General features: G+C 70.0%; 21 protein-coding genes. All 21 read left to right on the forward strand.

Annotation, left to right across the window (positions count from 1 at the left end; translation table 11 throughout):
- Window positions 1–47 precede the first annotated feature (47 nt).
- The 21 genes from alaS (at window position 48) to BLP38_RS04610 (ending at window position 21,986) form a co-directional block, all read left to right on the forward strand.
- Window positions 48–2,714 carry an alanine--tRNA ligase gene (alaS, locus tag BLP38_RS04510; protein WP_091353526.1) on the forward strand — a complete coding sequence of 889 codons (2,667 nt, stop codon included), beginning with the start codon at window positions 48–50 and terminating at the stop codon, window positions 2,712–2,714.
- A complete protein-coding gene (gene ruvX / locus BLP38_RS04515) occupies window positions 2,711–3,163 on the forward strand; it encodes a Holliday junction resolvase RuvX (protein ID WP_091353529.1) in 453 nt (150 codons plus the stop codon). Before alaS ends, ruvX begins: the two co-directional genes overlap by 4 nt.
- Before the next feature lie 19 nt (window positions 3,164–3,182).
- Window positions 3,183–4,583 carry an endolytic transglycosylase MltG gene (gene mltG, locus BLP38_RS04520; RefSeq protein ID WP_091353532.1) on the forward strand — a complete coding sequence of 467 codons (1,401 nt, stop codon included), beginning with the start codon at window positions 3,183–3,185 and terminating at the stop codon, window positions 4,581–4,583.
- On the forward strand, window positions 4,583–5,416 hold the full coding sequence (locus tag BLP38_RS04525; RefSeq protein ID WP_091359533.1) for a shikimate dehydrogenase: 834 nt from the start codon (window positions 4,583–4,585) through the stop codon (window positions 5,414–5,416). The genes mltG and BLP38_RS04525 overlap by 1 nt, the downstream gene beginning before the upstream one ends.
- A 4-nt stretch (window positions 5,417–5,420) precedes the next feature.
- Window positions 5,421–6,647 (forward strand): chorismate synthase, encoded by a 1,227-nt coding sequence (gene aroC, locus BLP38_RS04530; RefSeq protein WP_091353535.1) that lies wholly within the window; start codon window positions 5,421–5,423, stop codon window positions 6,645–6,647.
- Window positions 6,634–7,179 carry a shikimate kinase gene (locus BLP38_RS04535; RefSeq protein WP_091353539.1) on the forward strand — a complete coding sequence of 182 codons (546 nt, stop codon included), beginning with the start codon at window positions 6,634–6,636 and terminating at the stop codon, window positions 7,177–7,179. Before aroC ends, BLP38_RS04535 begins: the two co-directional genes overlap by 14 nt.
- A complete protein-coding gene (gene aroB, locus BLP38_RS04540) occupies window positions 7,176–8,255 on the forward strand; it encodes a 3-dehydroquinate synthase (RefSeq protein WP_091353542.1) in 1,080 nt (359 codons plus the stop codon). Before BLP38_RS04535 ends, aroB begins: the two co-directional genes overlap by 4 nt.
- Entirely contained in the window at window positions 8,252–8,785 is a 534-nt protein-coding gene (locus tag BLP38_RS04545) for a GNAT family N-acetyltransferase (RefSeq protein ID WP_091353546.1), read from the forward strand. The genes aroB and BLP38_RS04545 overlap by 4 nt, the downstream gene beginning before the upstream one ends.
- A gap of 9 nt (window positions 8,786–8,794) precedes the next feature.
- The gene (locus BLP38_RS04550) at window positions 8,795–9,241 is read left to right on the forward strand and encodes a type II 3-dehydroquinate dehydratase (protein ID WP_091353550.1); all 447 of its coding nucleotides are present in this window, start codon (window positions 8,795–8,797) and stop codon (window positions 9,239–9,241) included.
- A 90-nt stretch (window positions 9,242–9,331) separates the two neighbouring features.
- A complete protein-coding gene (efp, locus tag BLP38_RS04555; protein WP_091353554.1) occupies window positions 9,332–9,892 on the forward strand; it encodes an elongation factor P in 561 nt (186 codons plus the stop codon).
- 7 nt (window positions 9,893–9,899) lie between these two features.
- The gene (gene nusB / locus BLP38_RS04560; RefSeq protein ID WP_091353558.1) at window positions 9,900–10,307 is read left to right on the forward strand and encodes a transcription antitermination factor NusB; all 408 of its coding nucleotides are present in this window, start codon (window positions 9,900–9,902) and stop codon (window positions 10,305–10,307) included.
- Window positions 10,308–10,521: 214 nt separating this feature from the next.
- Window positions 10,522–11,052 (forward strand): bifunctional pyr operon transcriptional regulator/uracil phosphoribosyltransferase PyrR, encoded by a 531-nt coding sequence (pyrR, locus tag BLP38_RS04565; RefSeq protein WP_091353563.1) that lies wholly within the window; start codon window positions 10,522–10,524, stop codon window positions 11,050–11,052.
- Window positions 11,049–12,020 (forward strand): aspartate carbamoyltransferase catalytic subunit, encoded by a 972-nt coding sequence (locus tag BLP38_RS04570; RefSeq protein WP_091353566.1) that lies wholly within the window; start codon window positions 11,049–11,051, stop codon window positions 12,018–12,020. Before pyrR ends, BLP38_RS04570 begins: the two co-directional genes overlap by 4 nt.
- On the forward strand, window positions 12,017–13,321 hold the full coding sequence (locus BLP38_RS04575) for a dihydroorotase (RefSeq protein WP_091353569.1): 1,305 nt from the start codon (window positions 12,017–12,019) through the stop codon (window positions 13,319–13,321). The genes BLP38_RS04570 and BLP38_RS04575 overlap by 4 nt, the downstream gene beginning before the upstream one ends.
- Window positions 13,318–13,851: a PH-like domain-containing protein gene (locus BLP38_RS04580; protein WP_091353572.1), complete on the forward strand. Its 534-nt coding sequence runs from the start codon at window positions 13,318–13,320 to the stop codon at window positions 13,849–13,851. Before BLP38_RS04575 ends, BLP38_RS04580 begins: the two co-directional genes overlap by 4 nt.
- Window positions 13,848–15,008, forward strand: a complete 1,161-nt coding sequence (carA, locus tag BLP38_RS04585; protein ID WP_091353575.1) for a glutamine-hydrolyzing carbamoyl-phosphate synthase small subunit — start codon at window positions 13,848–13,850, stop codon at window positions 15,006–15,008. Before BLP38_RS04580 ends, carA begins: the two co-directional genes overlap by 4 nt.
- Complete coding sequence (gene carB / locus BLP38_RS04590) at window positions 15,001–18,288, forward strand: carbamoyl-phosphate synthase large subunit (protein WP_091353577.1); 3,288 nt, start codon at window positions 15,001–15,003, stop codon at window positions 18,286–18,288. Before carA ends, carB begins: the two co-directional genes overlap by 8 nt.
- A complete protein-coding gene (pyrF, locus tag BLP38_RS04595) occupies window positions 18,285–19,148 on the forward strand; it encodes an orotidine-5'-phosphate decarboxylase (protein ID WP_091353580.1) in 864 nt (287 codons plus the stop codon). Before carB ends, pyrF begins: the two co-directional genes overlap by 4 nt.
- Complete coding sequence (gene gmk, locus BLP38_RS04600) at window positions 19,141–20,037, forward strand: guanylate kinase (protein WP_091353583.1); 897 nt, start codon at window positions 19,141–19,143, stop codon at window positions 20,035–20,037. The genes pyrF and gmk overlap by 8 nt, the downstream gene beginning before the upstream one ends.
- An 84-nt stretch (window positions 20,038–20,121) precedes the next feature.
- Entirely contained in the window at window positions 20,122–20,961 is an 840-nt protein-coding gene (locus BLP38_RS04605; protein ID WP_091353586.1) for an ABC transporter ATP-binding protein, read from the forward strand.
- On the forward strand, window positions 20,958–21,986 hold the full coding sequence (locus BLP38_RS04610) for an aliphatic sulfonate ABC transporter substrate-binding protein (RefSeq protein WP_091353589.1): 1,029 nt from the start codon (window positions 20,958–20,960) through the stop codon (window positions 21,984–21,986). Before BLP38_RS04605 ends, BLP38_RS04610 begins: the two co-directional genes overlap by 4 nt.

Genomic DNA, 21,986 nt, shown 5'->3' on the forward strand with positions numbered 1-21,986 from the left:
CGGCCCCTGGGACGCGACCGATCCCGCATGCAGTTTGAGGACACACGATGAAGACCGCTGAGATCGCCCGGCGCTACCTGGACTACTTCGAGAAGCGCGGGCACACGATCGTGCCCTCGGCATCCCTCGTCAGTGATGACCCGGCGCTGCTGTTCACGGTCGCCGGCATGGTCCCCTTCATCCCGTACCTCTCGGGCGACGTGCCCGCGCCCTACAAGCGCGCGGCGGACAACCAGAAATGCATCCGCACGAACGACATCGAGGAGGTCGGCAAGACCCCGCGTCACGGCACGTTCTTCCAGATGCTGGGCAACTGGTCGTTCGGCGATTACTTCAAGAAGGACGCGATCCGGTACGCGTGGGAGCTCCTCACCACCCCCGACGAAGACGGCGGACTCGGATTCGATCCGAAGGATCTCTGGGTCACCGTCTACGAGGAGGACGACGAGGCGATCCAGCTCTGGCTCGAGCACTCGACCCTTCCCGAGGAGCGCATCCAGCGCCTGGGCAAGGACACGAACTACTGGACCACGGGGCTTCCCGGTCCCGCCGGCCCGTGCTCCGAGATCTTCTTCGATCGCGGTCCCGAATACGGCGTCGACGGCGGGCCCGCCACGGACGACGACCGCTACGTCGAGATCTGGAACCTCGTGTTCATGCAGTACGAGATCACGAACGTGCGCTCGAAGTACGAGTTCGACATCATCGGCGACCTCCCGGCACAGAACATCGACACCGGCATGGGCCTCGAGCGCGTCGCGTTCATCAAGCAGGGCGTCGACAACATGTACGAGACGGACCAGGTCCGTCCCGTCCTCGACAAGGCCGTGGAGCTCTCGGGCAAGCGGTACGGCGAGAACCACGACGACGACGTCCGCTTCCGCGTGGTGGCCGACCACATCCGCTCGTCGCTGATGTTGCTCTCCGACGGTGTGACGCCGGCGAACGACGGTCGCGGCTACATCCTGCGCCGCCTCATGCGCCGCGCAATCCGGTCGATGCGCCTGCTGGGCGTGGAAGGCCCGACGTTCGCGGAGCTTTTCGCGGTGTCGCGTGACGCGATGAAGGAGTCCTACCCGGTCGTCGAGACCGACTACGCTCGGCTGTCGCAGTACGCGCTGGCCGAGGAGGCGACCTTCCTCCGCACCCTCGCGAGCGGATCGGAGATCCTCGACACGTCGATCGAGTCCGCCAAGTCCACGCAGTCGACCGCGCTGAGCGGCTCGCAGGCATTCCTCCTGCACGACACCTACGGCTTCCCGATCGACCTCACGCTCGAGATCGCCGAAGAGGCCGGTCTCTCGGTCGACCGCGCCGGTTTCGACACCCTCATGAAGGAGCAGCGCGACCGCGCCAAGGCCGACGCCCGCTCCCGCAAGCGCCAGCTCGCCGACACGAGCGTCTACCGCGACTTCCGCGCGCTGGGTGAGACGGTCTTCACGGGATACACCGATCTCGAGACCGAGTCCCGGATCCTCGGCATCCTCGTCGACGGCGCTCCGGCCGACCGTGCCTCGCAGGGGCAGATCGCCGAGGTGATCACGGCCGAGACCGCCCTCTACGCGGAGTCGGGCGGCCAGGTCGCCGACAAGGGCGTCATCGTCGGTCCGGGTTACGAGCTCGAGGTCCTCGACGTGCAGAAGCCCGTCCCCGGTCTCATCAGCCACACGGTCGAGGTGACCACGGGCGAGGTCGCCGTCGGTCACGCCGCGACGACAGTGGTGGATGCCGCCAACCGCCGCGCGGCTGCGCAGGCCCACTCCGCGACCCACCTCGTGCACGCGGCTCTCCGCGACACGCTCGGCAAGAGTGCGACGCAGGCGGGCTCCCTCAACCGTGCGGGATACCTCCGGTTCGACTTCTCGTGGGGCCAGGCGCTCTCGCCCGAGACCCGCAGCGAGATCGAGGAGATCGCCAACAACGCCGTCCGCGACGACCTCGAGGTCACGACCCGCGTCATGTCGCTCGACGAGGCGAAGGCGGCGGGCGCCATGGCGCTGTTCGGCGAGAAGTACGGCGACACCGTGCGGATGGTCGACATCGGCGGCCCGTGGTCGCGCGAGCTCTGCGCCGGCACCCACGTGTCCTCCAGCGCCCAGGTCGGGCTCATCAACCTCGTGGGGGAGTCGTCCGTCGGCGCCTCCAACCGCCGCGTCGAGGCCCTCGTAGGCCAGGACGCCTTCCGCGAGCTCGCAGCCGAGCGTGCCATCGTGTCGCAGCTCACGTCGGGATTGAAGATCCCGCGCGACCAGCTGCCCGCGCGTATCGCGGAGCTGCAGGCCAGCCTCAAGGCGGCCGAGAAGAAGATCGCTCAGTTCGAGGCGAAGGCCCTCGGTGAGCGGGTGCCGACGCTTGCGGCATCCGCGGTCTCCGCCGGCTCCTACCGCGTGGTGGCGCAGTCGATCGGCCCGGTCGCCTCCGCCGACGACCTGCGGACGCTCGCCCTGCAGGTGCGCGAGCGTCTCGGTTCCGACGCCGGTGTCGTCGCCCTCGCGGGTGAGGCCGGTGGGCGTCCGATCGTCATCGTCGCAACCACCGAGGCCGCGCGCGCCGCGGGTGCCAAGGCGGGACTCCTGGCGAAGACCGCTGCCGGAGTGCTCGGCGGCGGTGGCGGCGGCCGTGATGACGTGGCACAGGGAGGCGGGACGGATGCCTCGGCTCTGTCGGCTGCGCTGACCGGGATCGTCGCGGCACTGGAGGGTGCGACCGCGTGAGCGGTTTCCGTCGCGGGATCCGTCTCGGCATCGACGTCGGGCGAGCCCGTGTCGGGGTCGCACGGTGCGATCCGGACGGGATGCTCGCCGTTCCGGTCGAGACCGTTCCCCGCTCCGAGACCTCGGTCGCGCGCATCGTCGAGATCGCGCGCGAGTACGACCCGATCGAGATCCTCGTCGGTCTCCCGATCAGCCTGGGGGGATCCGAGACCGCGTCGACGACCGATGCGCGCGAGTTCGCCACTGAGCTCTCGGCCGCTGTCGATGTGCCCATCCGACTGGTGGACGAGCGGCTGAGCACCGTGTCGGCGAACGCCGTGCTCCGTCAGAACGGGCGTTCGCAGAAGTCGTCTCGTAGGATCGTTGACCAGATCGCCGCGGTCGTTCTCCTCCAGCAGGCGATCGATGTCGAGAAGAGCACCGGCAACCCGGCCGGTGCGGCGCTGTAAAAGACGCAGGAGTCCATCGATGCCCGAGACCCCGTCGCCTGGCGACCTTCCCGAGGCGCCGACGTCGCGTCGTGCGGCACGAGAGGCGCAGCGCCAGAACACGCAGAGTGTTCCTGGCGTCGACGACGCTCCTGCCGCGGAGAACCTGCAGGGCGACCGGCAGCCGGTCAGCGAGCCCGTCGCGGCTGTGCCCCCGGCATCCGCTGTCCCTCGGCGCACGCCCGTGGCGGAGCGGCCTCTCGCGTCGACGACGGCGCCGATCGACGCGCTCTTCGAGGAGAAGGGCCTGAAGGCCCCGTCGAACTCGTCGAAGCGCCACGACAAGGACCGTCGGAAGAGCCGCGTGGCGGCGTGGGGCGTGTTCGCGATCGTCCTCGCGATCATCGGCGGGCTCGTCGGCGGCGGCGTCGCCGTGTGGACCACCTATGAGGATCAGATCCGGAAGGTCCTCGGCTGGGAGGAGCCCAAAGACTTCGAGGCGGGGATGGCAGAGGGCGAGGCCAGCGTGACGGTGCTGTCGGGACAGACCGGCGCGGACATCTCCCGCGCGCTGTTCGACGCGGGCGTGACGAAGACGTCCGACGCGTTCTACTCGTACTTGATCGAGAGCGCCGAGGATCCCAGCGCGCTCAAGCCCGGCGTCTATGCGCTGCAGAAGAAGATGACCTCGGAGGCGGCCTACCAGGCTCTGCTCGACCCGACGAACAAGCAGGAGTACACCGCGCAGCTCCGCGAGGGTCTGACGGTCGCACAATCCGTTCCGCGCATCGCGGAGGGCATCGGTCTTCCCCTGGAGGACGTCGAGAACGCCGTGAAGGACCCGAGCGCGTACGGCGTGAAGGCGGAGACGCTGGAGGGGTGGCTCTTCCCGGCCACCTACACCTTCGATCCTGACGTGACGGCGAAAGAGGTCATCCAGAGGATGGTCGATCGCACCGTGCAGGCGCTCGACGACGCCGGTGTCCCCACCGATCAGCGGGAACGGATCCTCACGGTCGCGTCCATCATCGAGAAGGAGGCGCGGTACGCCGACGACTTCTACAAGGTGTCGCGTGTCATCGAGAACCGGCTCGACCCGGCCATCAGCGACACCGACGGGCTGCTGCAGATGGACTCGACCGCGCAGTACCCGTTCCAGGACCGCGAGGGCGGCACGAGTTCGCGGGCTGAGGAGCTCGAGGACGACAACGGCTGGAACACCTACAAGAAGAAGGGTCTCCCGGTCACCCCGATCGCGAACCCGGGCGAGCTCGCGATGAAGGCGGCGCTCGAACCCGCGGACGGGCCCTGGCAGTACTTCGTCACCGTCAACCTCGAGACGGGCGAGACCGTCTTCTCGGCGACGTTCGCCGAGCACGAGAAGGCCGTCGCGCAGTACCAGCAGTGGTGCCGGGACAACCCGGACGGGGGCTGCTCCTGATGAGCGACGTCGCCCTGGAGGTCTGGGGCGATCCGATCGACCACAGCCTGTCACCGGCGATGCACACGGCGGCCTACGGCTTCCTCGGCTGGGACTGGACGTACGGTCGACGGCGCGTGGATGAGCGTTCCTTCGACGCGGAGTTGACCGGGTTGGACGCCGCACACCGCGGCCTCTCGCTCACGATGCCGCTGAAGCACGCCGCATTCGCCGCGGCGGCCGAGCGGGACGCGCGCGCGATCCTGACCGGTGCTGCCAACACTCTCGTGCGGACGGGCGACGGATGGCGTGCCTTCAACACCGATGTCGGCGGCATCGTCGCTGCGTTGGGCGAGCAGGGCATCGTGTCCGCCCATCGGGCGCGCATCGTCGGCGCGGGGGCGACGGCATCCGCTGCCCTCGTCGCGCTGGCGGAGCTCGGGGTCGGCGAGGTCGAGATCGTCGCTCGGCGCCCGGAGGCCGCGGCAACCCTCGTGGACCTCGGCGACCGCGTCGGTGTCCACGTGACGACGGCGCTCCTGAGCGAGCCCGCGGAGCGCCGCGTCGACGTCACGATCGCGACTCTGCCCGGAGGCGTATCGGTGGAGGATTCCGTCGCTGGCGCTCTGGCGGCGACCGGCGGTCCGCTGATGGACGTCGTGTACGGTCACTGGCCGACTGATCTCTCGCGGGCGTGGGATCGCGCGGGCGGTTCGGCGCGTGGAGGAGAGGGGATGCTGCTGCACCAGGCCGTGCTGCAGATCCGCGCGTTCGCGACCGGCGGGGTCGACGAGCCGCTGCCGCGAGAGGCCGAGGTCGTGGCCGTCATGCGCCGCGCGCTCGTGGGAGACTAGAGCAATGCTCCGCGTGCTCACCGCCGGCGAATCCCACGGCCCCGAACTCGTCGCCATCATGGAGGGCCTGCCCTCCGGCGTCCCCGTCTCGCTCGACGCGATCCGCGCCGACCTGGCCCGCCGCAAGCTCGGCTACGGCCGTGGCTCGCGGATGAAGTTCGAGGAAGACGAGCTGAACCTCTCGGGCGGCGTCCGGCACGGCCTGTCGCTCGGCAGCCCGATCGCCCTGCGCATCGGCAACACCGAGTGGCCGAAGTGGGTCGAGGTCATGAACCCCGAGCCCACCGAGCTGAGCGAACGCTCCCGCGGCCGCGGTGCCGCGCTCACGCGCCCCCGTCCCGGTCACGCCGACCTCGTGGGCATGCAGAAGTACGACTTCGACGAGGCCCGGCCGATCCTCGAGCGCGCGAGCGCGCGCGAGACAGCCGCGCGCGTCGCGCTCGGTGCGATCGCCCGCGGCTTCCTCTCGGAGCTCGGCATCCGCCTCGTGAGCCACACGCTGTCGATCGGTCCCGTCCAGGTGCCCGAGGGGGCGGAGCTCCCCGGACCCGACGATGTCGATGCGCTCGACGCCGATCCGCTCCGCTGCTTCGACCCGGCCACGTCCGAGCGCATGGTCGCCGAGGTGGACGCCGCCAAGAAGGACGGCGACACCCTCGGCGGGATCGTCGAGGTGCTCGCCTACGGCCTGCCTCCGGGGCTCGGATCGCACGTGCACTGGGATCGGCGCCTCGACGGCAAGCTCGCCCAGGCCCTCATGAGCATCCAGGCGATCAAGGGCGTCGAGGTCGGGGACGGGTTCGAGACCACGCGTCGTCGCGGCTCGGCGGCTCATGACGAACTCTTCGCGACCGAGGACGGCATCACGCGCGCGTCCGACCGTGCCGGCGGCACCGAAGGCGGGATGTCGACGGGCACCGTCCTCCGCGTCCGGGCCGGGATGAAGCCCATCGCCACCGTCCCGCACGCGCTTCGTACCGTGGACGTCGCCACCGGTGACACGGCCGCTGCCCACCACCAGCGCTCGGATGTCTGCGCGGTGCCGGCAGCCGGCGTCGTCGCCGAGGCGATGGTCGCGATCGTGCTCGCCGACGCGGTCCTCGAGAAGTTCGGCGGCGACAGCGTCCGTGAGACGCGTCGCAACCTCGAGACCTACCTCGAGGCGATCCCCGAGACGCTGAAGACGACCCCTGCGTCCGAGGCGGCACTCCTCGCGCATGACCTCGCCTGACGCCCGGGCGATCGTGCTCATCGGTCCCATGGGGGCCGGCAAGACGAGCGTCGGTAAACGGGTGGCGAAGCGACTCGGGCGCACCTTCCACGACACCGACGCGATGATCGTCCGCGCTCACGGGCCCATCGCGGACCTGTTCGCGACACACGGTGAGCCGCACTTCCGCTCTCTCGAACGGGATGCGGTCGCGCAAGCCCTGAGCAGCGGCGGCGTCGTCTCGCTCGGCGGAGGAGCCGTGCTCGACGAGGCCACCCGGGAGCGACTGCGCTCACACCGTGTGGCCCTGCTGACCGTCGCGCCGCGCGTCGTCGCCCGTCGATTGGGCGAAGCGGCATCCCGCCCCCTGCTGTCGGGGGACGACGAGACGCCGATCCAGCGCTGGGAGCGCATCTATGCGGAACGGCGGCCCGTCTACGAGGCCGTCGCCGATGCGACCTTCGACACGTCGTCGGGGCCGCTCGAGAACATCGTGACCGCCATCGCGGACTGGGCAGGGCCCGCCGCCGACACCTCGGGAGTCACCCCATGACCCACACCACCATCAGCGTCACCGGGGCCTCGCCCTACGACATCCACGTCGGTCGGGGCCTGCTCGCCGGTGTCCGCGAGCACTTCGCCCCCACCGTCAAGAAGGTGTTGATCGTGCACACCCCGCGCCTGGGTGCGAAGGCGGCCGACCTGCGTGAACTGCTCCTCGCCGACGGCTCGCTCGAGGTGCTCACCGCCGAGGTCCCCGACGCCGAGGACGGCAAGCGCATCGAGGTCGCCGCCTTCTGCTGGCAGGTCATGGGGCAGGCCGACTTCACCCGCACCGACGCGGTCATCGGCTTCGGCGGCGGCGCCGTGACGGACCTCGCGGGGTTCGTGGCGGCATCCTGGCTGCGCGGAGTGCAGGTCGTGCAGATCCCGACGACCGTCCTCGGGATGGTGGATGCCGCTGTCGGCGGCAAGACCGGTGTCAACACGGCCGAGGGGAAGAACCTCGTCGGCGCGTTCTGGGCTCCCCGTTCGGTGATCTGCGACCTCGACGTGCTCGACACGCTGCCGCGCAACGAGACGGTCGCCGGTTTCGCGGAGGTCGTGAAGGCCGGCTTCATCTGGTACCCCGAGATCCTCGACATCGTCGAGCGCGACCCCGAGGCGGCGGTCGACCCGACGACGGACGAATTCCGCCGGTGCATCGAGCTCGCGATCGAGATGAAGGCGCGCGTGGTGAGCGAGGACTTCCGCGAGGCAGGCCTGCGTGAAGTACTGAACTACGGCCACACCCTGGGTCACGCGATCGAGCACGCCGAGCGGTACCGCTGGCGCCACGGCGCCGCCATCTCGATCGGCATGATGTACGCCGCCGAGCTCTCGCGCCTCGCCGGGCGGCTCTCGGACGACGACGTCGCGCGCCACCGCCGGATCTTCGACCTCCTGGGCCTTCCCACGAGCTATCGGATGGATGGCTGGCAGCACCTGCTGGGCGTCATGCAGCGCGACAAGAAGTCGCGCGCCGGCATGCTCCGCTTCATCGTCCTCGACGCGATCGGCAAGCCCACCGTCATGCAGGCTCCCGACGAGTCGCTGCTGTTCGCGGCGTACCAGGAGATCGCCGGGTGACGGATGCCGCGGTCCGCCGCGTCCGCCTGCACGAGTGGCGCGAGGTCCGCGACCTCCGCATCCGCGCGGTCAGCGATCCGGTCGCGTCCATCGCGTTTCTGACCACCCGCGAGCAGGAGCTCGCCCGCGACGACGTGCACTGGCAGTCGCGGACCGCCGACGCCGCCTTGGGTCAGAACGCGGCGCAGTTCGTCGCGATCGCGGGGGAGCGGTGGGTCGGCTCCGCGACGGTCCTCATCCGGGATGCCGGTGCTGCCGACGCCCTGGGCCGCGGCGTCGCCGCCCCGCGGGCCGAGCTCGTCGGTGTCTTCGTCGATGCCGGCCACCGCGGGCGGGGTGTCCTCGACGAGCTCGTGGCCGCGGCATCCGCCTGGGCAGAGGCCGTCGGCGCCGACGGGCTCACCCTCGACGTCCACATCGACAACGCCCGCGCGCAGGCGGCCTACCGCCGGCTCGGATTCATCGCGACGGGACTTGGCCTCGACACCGAGGTCGGCCGTGAGATCCAGATGCACCGCCCGTCCCAGTAGGGTCGTCACGTGTCGACCCCCCGCCGCCTGCTGCTCGTCAACGGACCGAACCTGAACCTTCTCGGCATCCGTGAACCCGACGTCTACGGGCACGACACCCTCGCCGACGTCGAGGCGCTCGTCGAGCGGACCGCCGCGGAGTCCGGTTACGAGGTGCGCGCGGTGCAGAGCAATCACGAAGGCGTCCTGATCGACGCGATCCACGCGGCCCGCACGGACTGCGCTGCGATCGTCATCAACCCGGGCGGGCTGACGCACACGTCCGTCGTGCTGCGCGACGCTCTTTCGGGCGTCGCGCTCCCCGTCGCCGAGGTCCACATCTCCGACGTGATGGCCCGGGAACCGTTCCGCCACCACTCCTACGTCGCCGACGTCGCGGTGGTGCATGTCGTCGGCCGCGGGGTCGCCGGATACGCCGACGCGACCCGCGAACTGCTCTCGACCCTCGCCGGCTGACCGCTTTCCGGGGCGGGTGCCGCGGCATCCCGTAGAATCGATCGTCGGCCGCATCGGCCTCGAACCCACCGAACGGAAAATCGCACTCTCATGGCATCCACTGCAGACATCAAGAACGGCGTCGTCCTGTCCATCGACGGACAGCTCTGGAACGTCGTCGAGTTCCAGCACGTGAAGCCCGGTAAGGGTGGCGCCTTCGTCCGCACGAAGCTCAAGAACGTCGTCTCGGGCAAGGTCGTCGACCGCACCTACAACGCGGGCGCGAAGATCGAGATCGAGAACGTCGACCGCCGCGACTTCACGTACCTCTACAACGACGGCGACAGCTACGTCTTCATGGACGTCGCCGACTACGACCAGCTGAACGTCTCGGCCACCGTCGTCGGCGACGCGGCCAACTACCTGCTCGAGAACCAGCAGGTGCAGATCGCGCTCAACAACGGCAACCCGCTCTACGTCGAGATGCCCGCCTCGGTCGTCCTCGAGATCACGTACACCGAGCCGGGCCTGCAGGGCGACCGCTCCTCGGCCGGCACGAAGTCCGCGACCCTCGAGACCGGCTACGAGATCCAGGTCCCGCTGTTCGTGGACCAGGGCACCAAGGTCAAGGTCGACACGCGCACCGGGGACTACCTCGGCCGCGTGAACTGACCGCCCGATGAGCGCTCGGAGCAAGGCGCGCAAGCGCGCCCTCGACATCCTGTACCAGTCCGACATCCGGGGCGATGACCTCGGCGTCACCCTCGCCGCCGAGGCCAAGCGCGCGGCGAACGAGCCGGCGCGCGAGGCCTCCTGGCTGTATGCCCGCGAGATCGTGGACGGCGTCATCGACGCGCAGAGCGAGATCGACGAGCAGATCGTCACGCACGCGCGTGACTGGAAGCTCGAGCGGATGCCGGCGGTCGACCGCGCGATCCTCCGCATCGGGGTGTGGGAGATCCTGCACAACGACCAGATCCCGACCGCGGTCGCCATCGACGAGGCGGTGGAGCTCGCGAAGGAGTTCTCCACCGACGACTCCGGCTCGTTCGTGCACGGCGTCCTCGCCCGCATCGCGCGCTCCTGACCCGAGGGCCGGCGACCCGGCACATCCACCGACAGACGGCATCCCGTCCGAGATACGCGGCTTCGCGTCGAGTCTCGGCCGCGATGCCGTCTCTCGTCGGCGGGGGAGTCCTGGAGAGCGACCGGATGCCGCGGCTCACCGCCCGGCCCCGCTAGAGTGGTCTCGTACAAGCAACCTTTAACACCGTCCTGTGAGGCGGAGAAGGGAGCGGCGGATGACTTCGCGCATCGTCTTGCACGACGCTGACATCGCCCGCGCACTCACGCGCATCTCTCACGAGATCCTCGAGTCGAACAAGGGCCCCGACGGGCTCGTGCTCCTTGGGATCCCCACTCGGGGCGTCACCCTCGCCGAACGCATCGCGGGGCTCATCGCGTCGTTCACGGGCGTGACCGTCCCGGTCGGATCGCTCGACGTCACGATGTACCGCGACGATCTGCACCGGAATCCCACGCGGACGCCGCGCCCCACCGAGATCCCGCCCGGCGGCATCGACGCGAAGACCGTGGTCCTCGTCGACGACGTGCTGTTCTCGGGCCGGTCCATCCGTGCCGCCCTCGACGCGCTGCAGGACATCGGCCGGCCCGCCGTCGTGCGCCTCGCGATCCTCGTGGACCGCGGTCACCGCGAACTCCCCATCCGGCCGGACTTCGTCGGCAAGAACCTGCCGAGCTCGCGTGACGAGCGCGTCAACGTGCGGCTGGCCGACGTCGACGGCGCCGAAGAGGTGACGATCGCGTCATGAGACACCTCCTCGACACCCGCACCCTCAGTCGGGACGACGCGCTCCGCATCCTCGACGTCGCCGAGGACATGCGTGACACGCAGTCCCGCGAGGTCAAGAAGCTCCCCACCCTCCGCGGCAAGACCGTCGTCAATCTCTTCTTCGAGGACTCGACGCGCACCCGGATCTCCTTCGAGGCGGCTGCCAAGCGGCTCTCGGCCGACGTCATCAACTTCTCCGCGAAGGGGTCCTCGGTCTCCAAGGGAGAGTCCCTTCAGGACACCGCGCAAACCCTGCAGGCGATGGGCGCCGACGCGGTCGTGATCCGTCACGGTGCCTCGGGAGCCCCGCACACGCTCGCGACGAGCGGATGGATCTCCGCAGGGGTGCTCAACGCCGGCGACGGAACGCACGAGCACCCGACGCAGGCTCTGCTGGACGCGTTCACCATCCGCAAGCGCTTCTTCGGCGACGACAGCCGGGGCCGCGACCTCACGGGGCTCCGCGTCGCGATCGTCGGCGACATCCTGCACTCGCGCGTCGCGCGGTCGAACGTCTGGCTGCTGACGACGCTCGGGGCCCGGGTCACCCTGGTGGCACCTCCGACGCTGGTCCCGCAGGACGTCTCGGCCTGGCCGGTGACGATCTCCTACGACCTCGACCAGGCCATCGCGTCGGCGCCGGACGCCGTCATGATGCTCCGCATCCAGCTGGAGCGGATGAATGCGGCCTATTTCCCCACTGAACGGGAGTATTCACGCCGCTGGGGCTTGGATGCCGCGCGGATGGGATCTCTTCCGACCGCTAGCATTGTCATGCACCCCGGACCCATGAACCGGGGTCTGGAGATCTCCGCCGACGCCGCCGATTCACCACGATCGACCGTGCTCGAGCAGGTCGCGAACGGTGTCTCGGTCCGCATGGCGGCGCTCTACCTGCTCCTGGCGGGGGAGCGACCCACCACCCACCCACAGGAGGAGGCCCGATGAGCGAGAGCATCCTCATCCGCGGGGCGCGGATCGACGGCGGCATCGCCGCGGACATCCTGATCCGAGACGGTGTCATCGCCGAGCTCGGCACGGGCCTCAGCGAGAACGGCGCACGGACGGTGGATGGCGACGGCCTGATCGCACTGCCCGGCTTGGTGGATCTGCACACCCACCTCCGAGAGCCGGGCTACGAGGCGTCCGAGACGATCCTGTCGGGCTCCCGCGCCGCCGCCGCCGGCGGCTACACGACGGTGTTCGCCATGCCGAACACCTCTCCGGTCGCCGACACGGCCGGCGTCGTCGAGCAGGAGCTCGCCCTGGGCGAGGCCGCCGGCTACGCCCACGTCCAGCCGATCGGCGCCGTCACGGTCGGGCAGAAGGGCGAGCGGCTCGCCGAGCTCGGCGCGATGGCCTCATCACGCGCCCGCGTCCGCGTCTTCAGCGACGACGGCTTCTGCGTCTTCGACCCGCTCATCATGCGCCGGGCGCTGGAGTACGTGAAGTCCTTCGACGGCGTCGTCGCGCAGCACGCGCAGGACCCGCGACTGACCGAGGGTGCGCAGATGAACGAGGGCACCGTCTCGGCCGAGCTCGGCCTCACGGGATGGCCGGCCGTCGCCGAGGAATCGATCATCGCGCGCGATGTGCTCCTCGCCGAGCACGTCGGTTCGCGCCTGCACGTCTGCCACCTCTCGACTGCCGGCTCCGTCGACCTGATCCGGTGGGCGAAGAAGCGCGGCATCAACGTCACGGCCGAGGTCACGCCCCACCACCTGCTGCTGACCGAGGACCTCGTCCGCGGATACGACCCGCGCTTCAAGGTCAACCCGCCGCTGCGGCGGGACGAGGATGTGCGCGCGGTCCGAGAGGGACTCGCGGACGGCACGATCGACATCGTCGCCACCGACCACGCCCCGCATCCCGCCGAAGCGAAGACCTGCGAATGGCAGGCTGCGGCCAACGGGATGGTCGGACTCGAGTCCGCCCTCCGCGTCGTGCACGCCGCGATGGTCGAAACGGGTCTGCTCGAGTGGTCCGACGTCGTCCGTGTCATGTCATCGGCCCCTGCTCGCATCGGCAGGCTCGCGGATGCCGGGACCCCGATCGCGGTCGGATCGCCGGCATCCCTCGCCCTCTACGACCCGGCGCCGGTCCGCGCATTCAGCACGGACGACCTGCGGGGCAGCAGTGTGAACTCGCCCTACCTGGGGCGGGAGCTGCCGGGCGAGGTACGCGCGACGTTCTTCCGCGGCCGACAGACCGTCGCCGACGGCGCGGTCGTCGCCGAGGTCGCCTCGTGACGCGCGAGGCTGCCGTCCTCGTCATGGTGGCGGTCGCCGTCCTGCTGATCGTGATCGGACTGATCGCCTGGCGACGACGATCGAGGCGGGATGCGGGCCTGACCGCCCCGGTCGGCGATGCCCCCGACGGTGCCGTCACGAGTCTCCGCTCGGAGGGACTGTACGTCGCCACGACCCGTCACGACGATGCGCTGGAACGGCTCGCGATCCGCGGGCTCGCCTTCCGGTCCCGCGTCGACGTGACCGTGACCGATGCCGGCGTGGCTCTCGATCTGACCGGCCAGCCGCGGATCTTCCTCGCCGCGGACGCCCTGGTCTCCGTGGGCCAGGCGACGGTCGCCATCGACCGGGTCGTCGAGCGCGACGGCCTCGTCCGTCTCGCGTGGACCACCCCGGAAGGCACGGTCGTCGACAGCTACCTCCGCCCGCAGGACCTCTCCGCGCGATCGCTCAGCGACGCGATCAGCCGGGTCCTCCCCGCCACCTCTTCTCCCACCTCTCCCCAGCAGATTCCCGGAAGCGACGCATGAGCATTCAGAAATTCCAAGCTCCCGAACCCGCCGTCCTCGTCCTCGAGGACGGTACCCGACACCCCGGGCACGCCTACGGCGCCCGCGGCACCACCCTCGGCGAGGTCGTCTTCGCCACGGCGATGACCGGGTACCAGGAGACGATCACCGACCCGTCCTACGCGGGTCAGATCGTTCTCCAGACCGCACCGCACATCGGCAACACCGGCATGAACGGCGAGGACCACGAGTCCCGCCGCATCTGGGTGTCGGGGTACGTCGTGCGCGACCCCTCGCGCATCGTCTCCAACTGGCGCGCCGACCACTCGCTCGAGGACGCCCTCGTCCGCGACGGCATCGTCGGCATCAGCGGCATCGACACGCGCGCGGTCACCCGGGTGCTGCGATCAGCGGGCTCCATGCGGGGCGGGGTGTTCTCAGGGGATGACGCGGCGCTCAGCGACGACGAGCAGCTGCGCATCGTGCGCGAGGCGCCCGAGATGAGCGGGCAGAACCTGTCCGCGGACGTCTCGGTGCCCGCCGCGCAGGTGACCCCCGCCGTGGGCGAGAAGATCGGCAACCTCGCGATCCTCGACCTCGGCGTGAAGCAGGCCACCGTGAACAACCTCGCCGCCCGCGGGTTCGAGGTCCACGTCCTGCCGCAGACGATCTCGTTCGCCGATATCCAGGCCGTCGACCCCGTCGCCGTCTTCTACTCGAACGGCCCCGGCGACCCCGCGGCATCCGATCGTCACGTCGCGCTCCTGCGCGAGGTCCTCGACGCCCGCCTGCCGTTCTTCGGCATCTGCTTCGGCAACCAGCTGTTCGGCCGCGCCCTCGGGTTCGGGACGTACAAGCTGCCCTTCGGGCACCGCGGCATCAACCAGCCGGTCCTCGACAAGACCACGGGCCGCGTCGAGATCACGGCGCACAACCACGGCTTCGCTGTCGACGCGCCCATCGAGGGCGTCATCGACAGCCCGAACGGCTACGGCCGCGTCGAGGTCAGCCACGTGGGCCTCAACGACAACGTGGTGGAGGGCCTTCGCGCCCTCGACCTCCCGGCGTTCAGCGTGCAGTACCACCCCGAGGCCGCCGCCGGCCCGCACGACGCCAACTACCTGTTCGACCGCTTCCGCGACCTCGTGGTCGCCACCCAGGAGACGAAGAATGCCTAAGCGCGACGACATCCAGAGCGTCCTCGTCATCGGATCGGGCCCGATCGTCATCGGTCAGGCCTGCGAGTTCGACTACTCCGGCACCCAGGCGTGCCGGGTCCTCCGCGAGGAGGGCGTCCGCGTCATCCTCGTCAACTCGAACCCGGCCACGATCATGACCGACCCCGACTTCGCCGACGCGACGTACGTCGAGCCGATCACCCCCGAGGTGATCGAGACGATCATCGCCAAGGAGAAGCCCGACGCGATCCTGCCGACCCTCGGCGGCCAGACCGCCCTGAACGCGGCGATGGCCCTCCACGACCGCGGCATCCTCGAGAAGTACGGCGTGGAGCTCATCGGCGCCAAGGTCGACGCGATCCGCAAGGGTGAGGACCGTCAGGTCTTCAAGGAGCTCGTCCTCGAGTCCGGTGCTGACGTCGCGCGCAGCGTCATCGCCCACACGATGGACGACCTGCTCGCCGGTGCCGAGGAGCTCGGCTACCCCCTCGTCGTCCGGCCCTCGTTCACGATGGGCGGCCTCGGATCCGGCTTCGCGTACGACGAGGAGGACCTCCGCCGCATCGGCGGCGCGGGCCTGCGCGACTCGCCCACGACCGAGGTGCTCCTCGAGGAGTCGATCCTCGGCTGGAAGGAGTACGAGCTCGAGCTCATGCGCGACACCGCCGACAACACGGTGGTCGTCTGCTCGATCGAGAACGTCGACCCCGTCGGTGTGCACACCGGAGACTCGATCACCGTCGCTCCCGCGCTCACGCTGACCGACCGCGAGTACCAGAAGCTCCGCGACATCGGCATCGACATCATCCGCGCCGTCGGCGTCGACACCGGTGGCTGCAACATCCAGTTCGCCGTCGACCCGGCGACCGGCCGCATCATCGTCATCGAGATGAACCCGCGCGTCTCGCGCTCGTCCGCCCTCGCCTCGAAGGCGACCGGCTTCCCGATCGCGAAGCTCGCCGCGAAGCTCGCCATCGGGTACCGCCTCGACGAGGTGCCGAACGACATCACGAAGGCGACCCCGGCGAGTTTCGAGCCGACGCTCGACTACGTCGTCGTCAAGGTGCCCCGCTTCAACTTCGAGAAGTTCCCCGCCGCCGACACGACCCTCACGACCACCATGAAGTCGGTCGGCGAGGCGATGGCGATCGGCCGCAACTACACGACCGCGCTCCAGAAGGCGCTCCGCTCCCTCGAGAAGCGCGGCTCCAGCTTCCACTGGGGACCCGAGGAGCGCTCGATGGAGGAGCTCCTCGAGGTCTCGAAGACGCCCACCGACGGCCGCATCGTCGTCCTGCAGCAGGCGCTCCGCAAGGGCGCGACGCTCGAGCAGGCGTTCGACGCCACCGCGATCGACCCCTGGTTCCTCGACCAGATGATCCTCATCAACGAGGTCGCCGAGTACATCCGCGACGCGGACGAGCTGACCGAGGACATTCTGCGCCTCGCGAAGGACCACGGCTTCAGCGATGCTCAGATCGCGGAACTCCGCGGTCTCGGCGAGACGGACGTGCGCGGCATCCGTCACGGCTTCGGCCTGCGCCCCGTGTACAAGACGGTCGACACCTGCGCGGGCGAGTTCCCGGCGCTCACGCCGTACCACTACTCGTCGTACGACCGTGAGACCGAGGTCACGCCGAGCGAAGGACGCAAGGTCGTCATCATCGGCTCCGGCCCCAACCGCATCGGCCAGGGCGTCGAGTTCGACTACTCGTGCGTCCACGCCTCGTTCGCGCTGTCGGATGCCGGTTTCGAGACGATCATGGTCAACTGCAACCCCGAGACGGTCTCGACCGACTACGACACGAGCGACCGCCTCTACTTCGAGCCGCTCACGCTGGAGGACGTCCTCGAGGTGCTGCACGCCGAGGCGCAGTCGGGCGAGATCGTCGGTGTCATCTGCCAGCTCGGCGGGCAGACGCCGCTGGGCCTCGCGAAGGGCATCGAGGCGGCCGGGTACACCATCCTGGGCACGAAGCCCGCCGCGATCGACATCGCGGAGGAGCGAGAGCTCTTCTCGCAGCTGCTCGACCGCGCGGGTCTCACCGCGCCGCGTCATGGGACGGCCACCGACGAGGCGGGCGCTATCGCCATCGCCGATGAGATCGGCTACCCCGTGCTCGTCCGCCCCAGCTTCGTGCTCGGCGGACGCGGCATGGAGATCGTGTACGACACCGAGAGCCTGCGCGACTACTTCGTGCGCATCGCCGACCAGGCGATCATCCGCGAGGATGCTCCGCTCCTGGTCGACCGCTTCCTCGACGACGCGGTGGAGATCGACGTCGATGCGCTCTTCGACGGCGAGCAGCTCTACATCGGCGGCGTCATGGAGCACCTCGAAGAGGCCGGCATCCACTCCGGCGACTCGTCGTGCACCCTGCCGCCCATGTCGCTCGGCCGGGGCGAGATCGACCGGGTGCGCGTCGCGACTCACGCCATCGCCGAGGGCGTCGGCGTGCGAGGCCTCCTGAACGTCCAGTTCGCCGTGTCGGCGGGCGTCCTTTACGTCATCGAAGCCAACCCTCGCGCGTCGCGCACGGTGCCCTTCGTCTCGAAGGCACTCGGCATCCCGATGGCCAAGGCCGCCAGCCGCATCATGGCGGGCGCCTCGATCGCCGAGCTCGTCGCGGAAGGCCTGCTTCCGGAGCAGGACGGCTCGCGTGTGCCGCTCGACGCCCCCGTCGCCGTCAAGGAGGCCGTGCTGCCGTTCAAGCGGTTCCGCACCGCCGACGGCCGCACCGTCGACTCCGTGCTCGGCCCCGAGATGCGCTCCACCGGTGAGGTCATGGGAATCGATCGGGACTTCCCGACCGCGTTCGCGAAGAGCCAGGCCGCAGCGTACGGCGGGATGCCGACCTCGGGAACCGTCTTCCTCTCGGTCGCCGACGACGATAAGCGAGCCGTCATCCTGCCAGCGCACCGTCTGCAGGAGCTCGGGTACACGCTCATCGCCACGGAGGGCACGGCGGAGATCCTCGCGCGCAACGGCATCCGGGTCGAAGTCGTCTCCAAGTACTCCGAGACGCAGGACTCAGGTGACTCGAACGTCGTCGACCTCATCAACGCGGGCGAGATCGACATCGTCGTGAACACCCCCTCGGGCGGCATCGCGCGGGCCGACGGCTACGAGATCCGCGCCGCCGCGGTGGCCGCCGACAAGGCGCTGTTCACCACGATGGCGGTGCTCGGCGCGGCGGTGTCGGCGATGCCCGTCCTGCGGAACGGGTTCGAGGTCCGGAGCCTGCAGGAGTACGCCGCCGACCGGAAGGCGGCGGTGTGACCTCATTCGGTTCGCGGCTGGCCGCGGCGCTCGACGCCCGCGGTCCGCTGTGCGTCGGCATCGACCCTCACGCGTCGCTCCTGGCCGCGTGGGGGCTCCCGGCATCCGCTGCGGGCGTCCGCGACTTCGGGCTCCGCGTCGTGGATGCCGCGCGCACCCGTGTCGGTGTGGTCAAGCCGCAGGTGGCGTTCTTCGAGCGCTTCGGGTCAGCGGGCTACGCGGCACTCGAGGACGTCATCGGGACGGCCCGCGCAGCGGGCCTGATCGTCATCGCCGACGCGAAGCGCGGCGACATCGGGAGCACGATGGACGGGTACGCCGAGTCCTGGCTGTCGGCCGGTTCTCCGCTCGAATCCGACGCGGTGACCGTGAGCCCCTACCTCGGACCGGATTCGCTGCGCGGCACGATCGCGACGGCCGTTCGAGAGGGCAAGGGCGTCTACGTCCTCGCGGCGACCAGCAACCCCGAGGCCGCAGGCCTCCAGTCCGCTGAGATCACCGCAGTCGACGCCGAGCGCGGCCAGACGGTGGCGGACTGGGTCGCGCAGCGCGCCGGCGCGGCGAACTCGTCGGCAGTGGTGGGGGAGGACCGTTTCGGTCCGGTCGGCTTCGTCGTCGGGGCTACAGTGGAGCGCGCAGATCTCGGACTGACGGATGCCTCGCTGCACCGCGCGTCCCTTCTCGCCCCCGGATTCGGAGCGCAGGGTGCCCGCCTTCGCGACATCTCCGAGCGGTTCGGTGCCCTGGCGCCGCAGGTGCTCGCCAGCGCGAGCCGCAGCATCCTCGGCGCGGGTCCCGACGGGATCGCCACCGCCATCGACACCCACAACTCCGAACTCCAGGACGCCCGACATGCCTGACTCCCGCACCCCTCCCGAGGTCGACCGCGCCGCCGCGTCGCGTCGTGCCGTCGCTGCGCGCCGCGAGCGTGCCGCCCTCAAGCGCGACGTGTCGACGCGCGTCATCAGCCCGCAGGACCTGCTGCGGCGCGCATGGGCCGAGCCGCAGTCCGCGGCCGCCGCGATGCGCGTGACCGAATTCCTCACCGCGATCCCTGCCATCGGCGAGGGCAAGCGCGACCGCATCCTCGCGGACCTGCAGATCGCCCCGGTGAAGAAGATCGGCGGTCTCGGCATCCGCCAGCGGCAGGTGCTGCAGGACTACCTCGACCGTCGCCTGCCCGAGCCGCGCGCGCGCGAGGCACGGAGCCGTCTGATCGTGCTCGCCGGCCCCACTGCGGTCGGGAAGGGGACGGTCGCAGCGCACATCAAGGAGCACCACCCCGAGATCCTCCTCTCGGTGTCCGCGACGACGCGTCCGCCGCGACCGGGCGAGGTCGAGGGCGAGCACTACTTCTTCGTCGACGACGCCGAATTCGATCGGATGGTCGAGGCGGGTGAGCTCCTCGAATACGCGACGGTGCACAACGCATACCGCTACGGCACCCCGCGTCGCCCGATCGATGTCGCCCTCGCCGAAGGGCGGACCGTTCTGCTCGAGATCGATCTGCAGGGCGCGCGCCAGGTCCGCGCCGCCGCTCCCGACGCGACGCTCGTCTTCCTTCTGCCGCCCAGCTGGGACGAGCTCGTGAACCGGCTCGTCGGTCGGGGGACCGAGGGCGAAGAGGAGCGGGCACGCCGGCTGAAGACCGCACGGGTCGAGCTCGCCTCGCAGGGCGAGTTCGACTACCGCGTCGTGAACGACGACGTCGCGCGCGCCGCGGCGGAGGTCGCCCGACTCGCACACTGACGCACGCCGCGGCATCCCGGCGCTTCGTTTCACATCGTTACGCTCCGATGCGGGAGCCGCGCCGGGGTCCGGGAAGCTGGACTCATGTCCACCGTGCTCGCCGCCTCCGACGCTGCCCGGAGCACGACCGCACCGCGGGGTGCCGTGTCGCTGTCGGGTGTTCGTCGGACCTTCTCCGGAGCATCCGCGCCCGTCCCCGTCCTGCGCGGGGTGGACCTCGACATCGAACCCGGTGAGATCATCGCGATCGTCGGGCCTTCGGGATGCGGCAAGTCGACGCTCCTGCGCCTCCTCGCCGGTCTCGACGCGCCGACGGCCGGATCCGTGACCGTCGACGGCACACCACTGCGCGACACGGACGAGCGCACCGCGGTCGCCTTCCAGGAACCGCGCCTGCTGCCGTGGCGCACGATCTCGCAGAACGTCGCCATCGGGATGCCGCGCGGCACCGCGCGTTCCGACGCGTCCGCTCGCGTGGCCGAGCTCCTCGAACTCGTGGGGCTGACCGCCGCCGCTTCTCTCCGTCCCCGCGAGGTGTCGGGCGGGATGGCCCAGCGGGCGTCGCTCGCGCGGGCTCTCGCACGCGGACCCGAGGTGCTGCTGCTCGACGAGCCGTTCGGAGCCCTCGACGCCCTCACCCGCCTCCGGATGCAGGACCTGCTCCTCGACATCCATTCCGCCGAACCCACGACCGTCGTCCTCGTGACGCACGACGTGGAGGAAGCGCTCTACCTGGCAGATCGCGTGATCCAGCTGCGCGCGATCGATGCCGACTCCGAGGACTCCTCGATCGCCCGCGTGATCGAGGTCCCCGGCATCCGTCCCCGTGACCGCGCCGATCGCGGCTTCACGGACCTCCGCGCCGAGCTCCTCGCGGGGCTCGGCGTCGACACCCACCGCTCAACCCTTCAGGAGACCCGATGAGCACCGTCATCCGCCGCACCGTTCCCGCCCTCGCCGTGGGTGCCGTGGTGATGCTCATGGCGACAGGATGCCTCGCCGGCGAGAACGCGAGCTCGACCTCCGACGGCGCGAGCGCCGGATCGTGGTCGACCGACACCCTCTCGATCGACTTCGCGACCTACAACCCGCTCAGCCTCGTGGTGAAGGACCAGGGCCTCATCGAGAAGGCGCTGGGCGACGACGTCGACGTCGAGTGGACGCAGTCCGCCGGGTCGAACAAGGCCAACGAGCTCCTCCGCGCCGGAGCGCTCGACGTCGGTTCGACGGCCGGTTCGGCTGCGCTCCTGGCGCGGGCGAACGGTTCGCCGATCAAGGTCATCGACGTGTACTCGCAGCCGGAGTGGTCGGCGATCGTCGTCGGCCCGGACAGCGACATCACCTCGGTCGCCGACCTCAAGGGCAAGAAGGTCGCCGCGACCAGCGGAACCGACCCGTACTTCTTCCTCCTGCAGGCGCTCGAGACCGAGGGCTTGAGCGTCAAGGACGTCGACGTGCAGAACCTGCAGCACGCGGACGGGCGCGCCGCCCTCGACGGAGGCTCCGTCGACGCGTGGGCGGGTCTCGACCCGATCATGGCGGCAGCCGAGGTCGAGTCCGGCGACAAGCTCATCTACCGGAACGTCGACTTCAACTCCTACGGCTTCCTCAACGCGACGGAGGAGTTCCTCACCGACCACGAGGACGTCGCGCAGGTCGTCGTCGACGCCTACGAGGAGGCCCGCGAGTGGGCGCTCGCGAACCCCGACGAGACCGCGGCGCTCCTCGCGGACGTCGCGGGGATCGACCCGAAGGTCGCGACGACCGTGATCGGCGAGCGCTCCAACCTCGACGTCAGCGGCATCCCCGGCGACGCCCAGCTCGCCGTCCTGAAGAAGATCGCTCCGGTCCTCGTCGACTCCGATGCCGTGACCGGTGGTCAGAGCGCCGTCGACCAGGCGCTCGACACGATCATCGAGCCGACATTCGCCGAGAAGGCCGCGGGCTGA

The sequence above is a fragment of the Microbacterium sp. LKL04 genome (assembly GCF_900102005.1).
Taxonomy (GTDB): domain Bacteria; phylum Actinomycetota; class Actinomycetes; order Actinomycetales; family Microbacteriaceae; genus Microbacterium.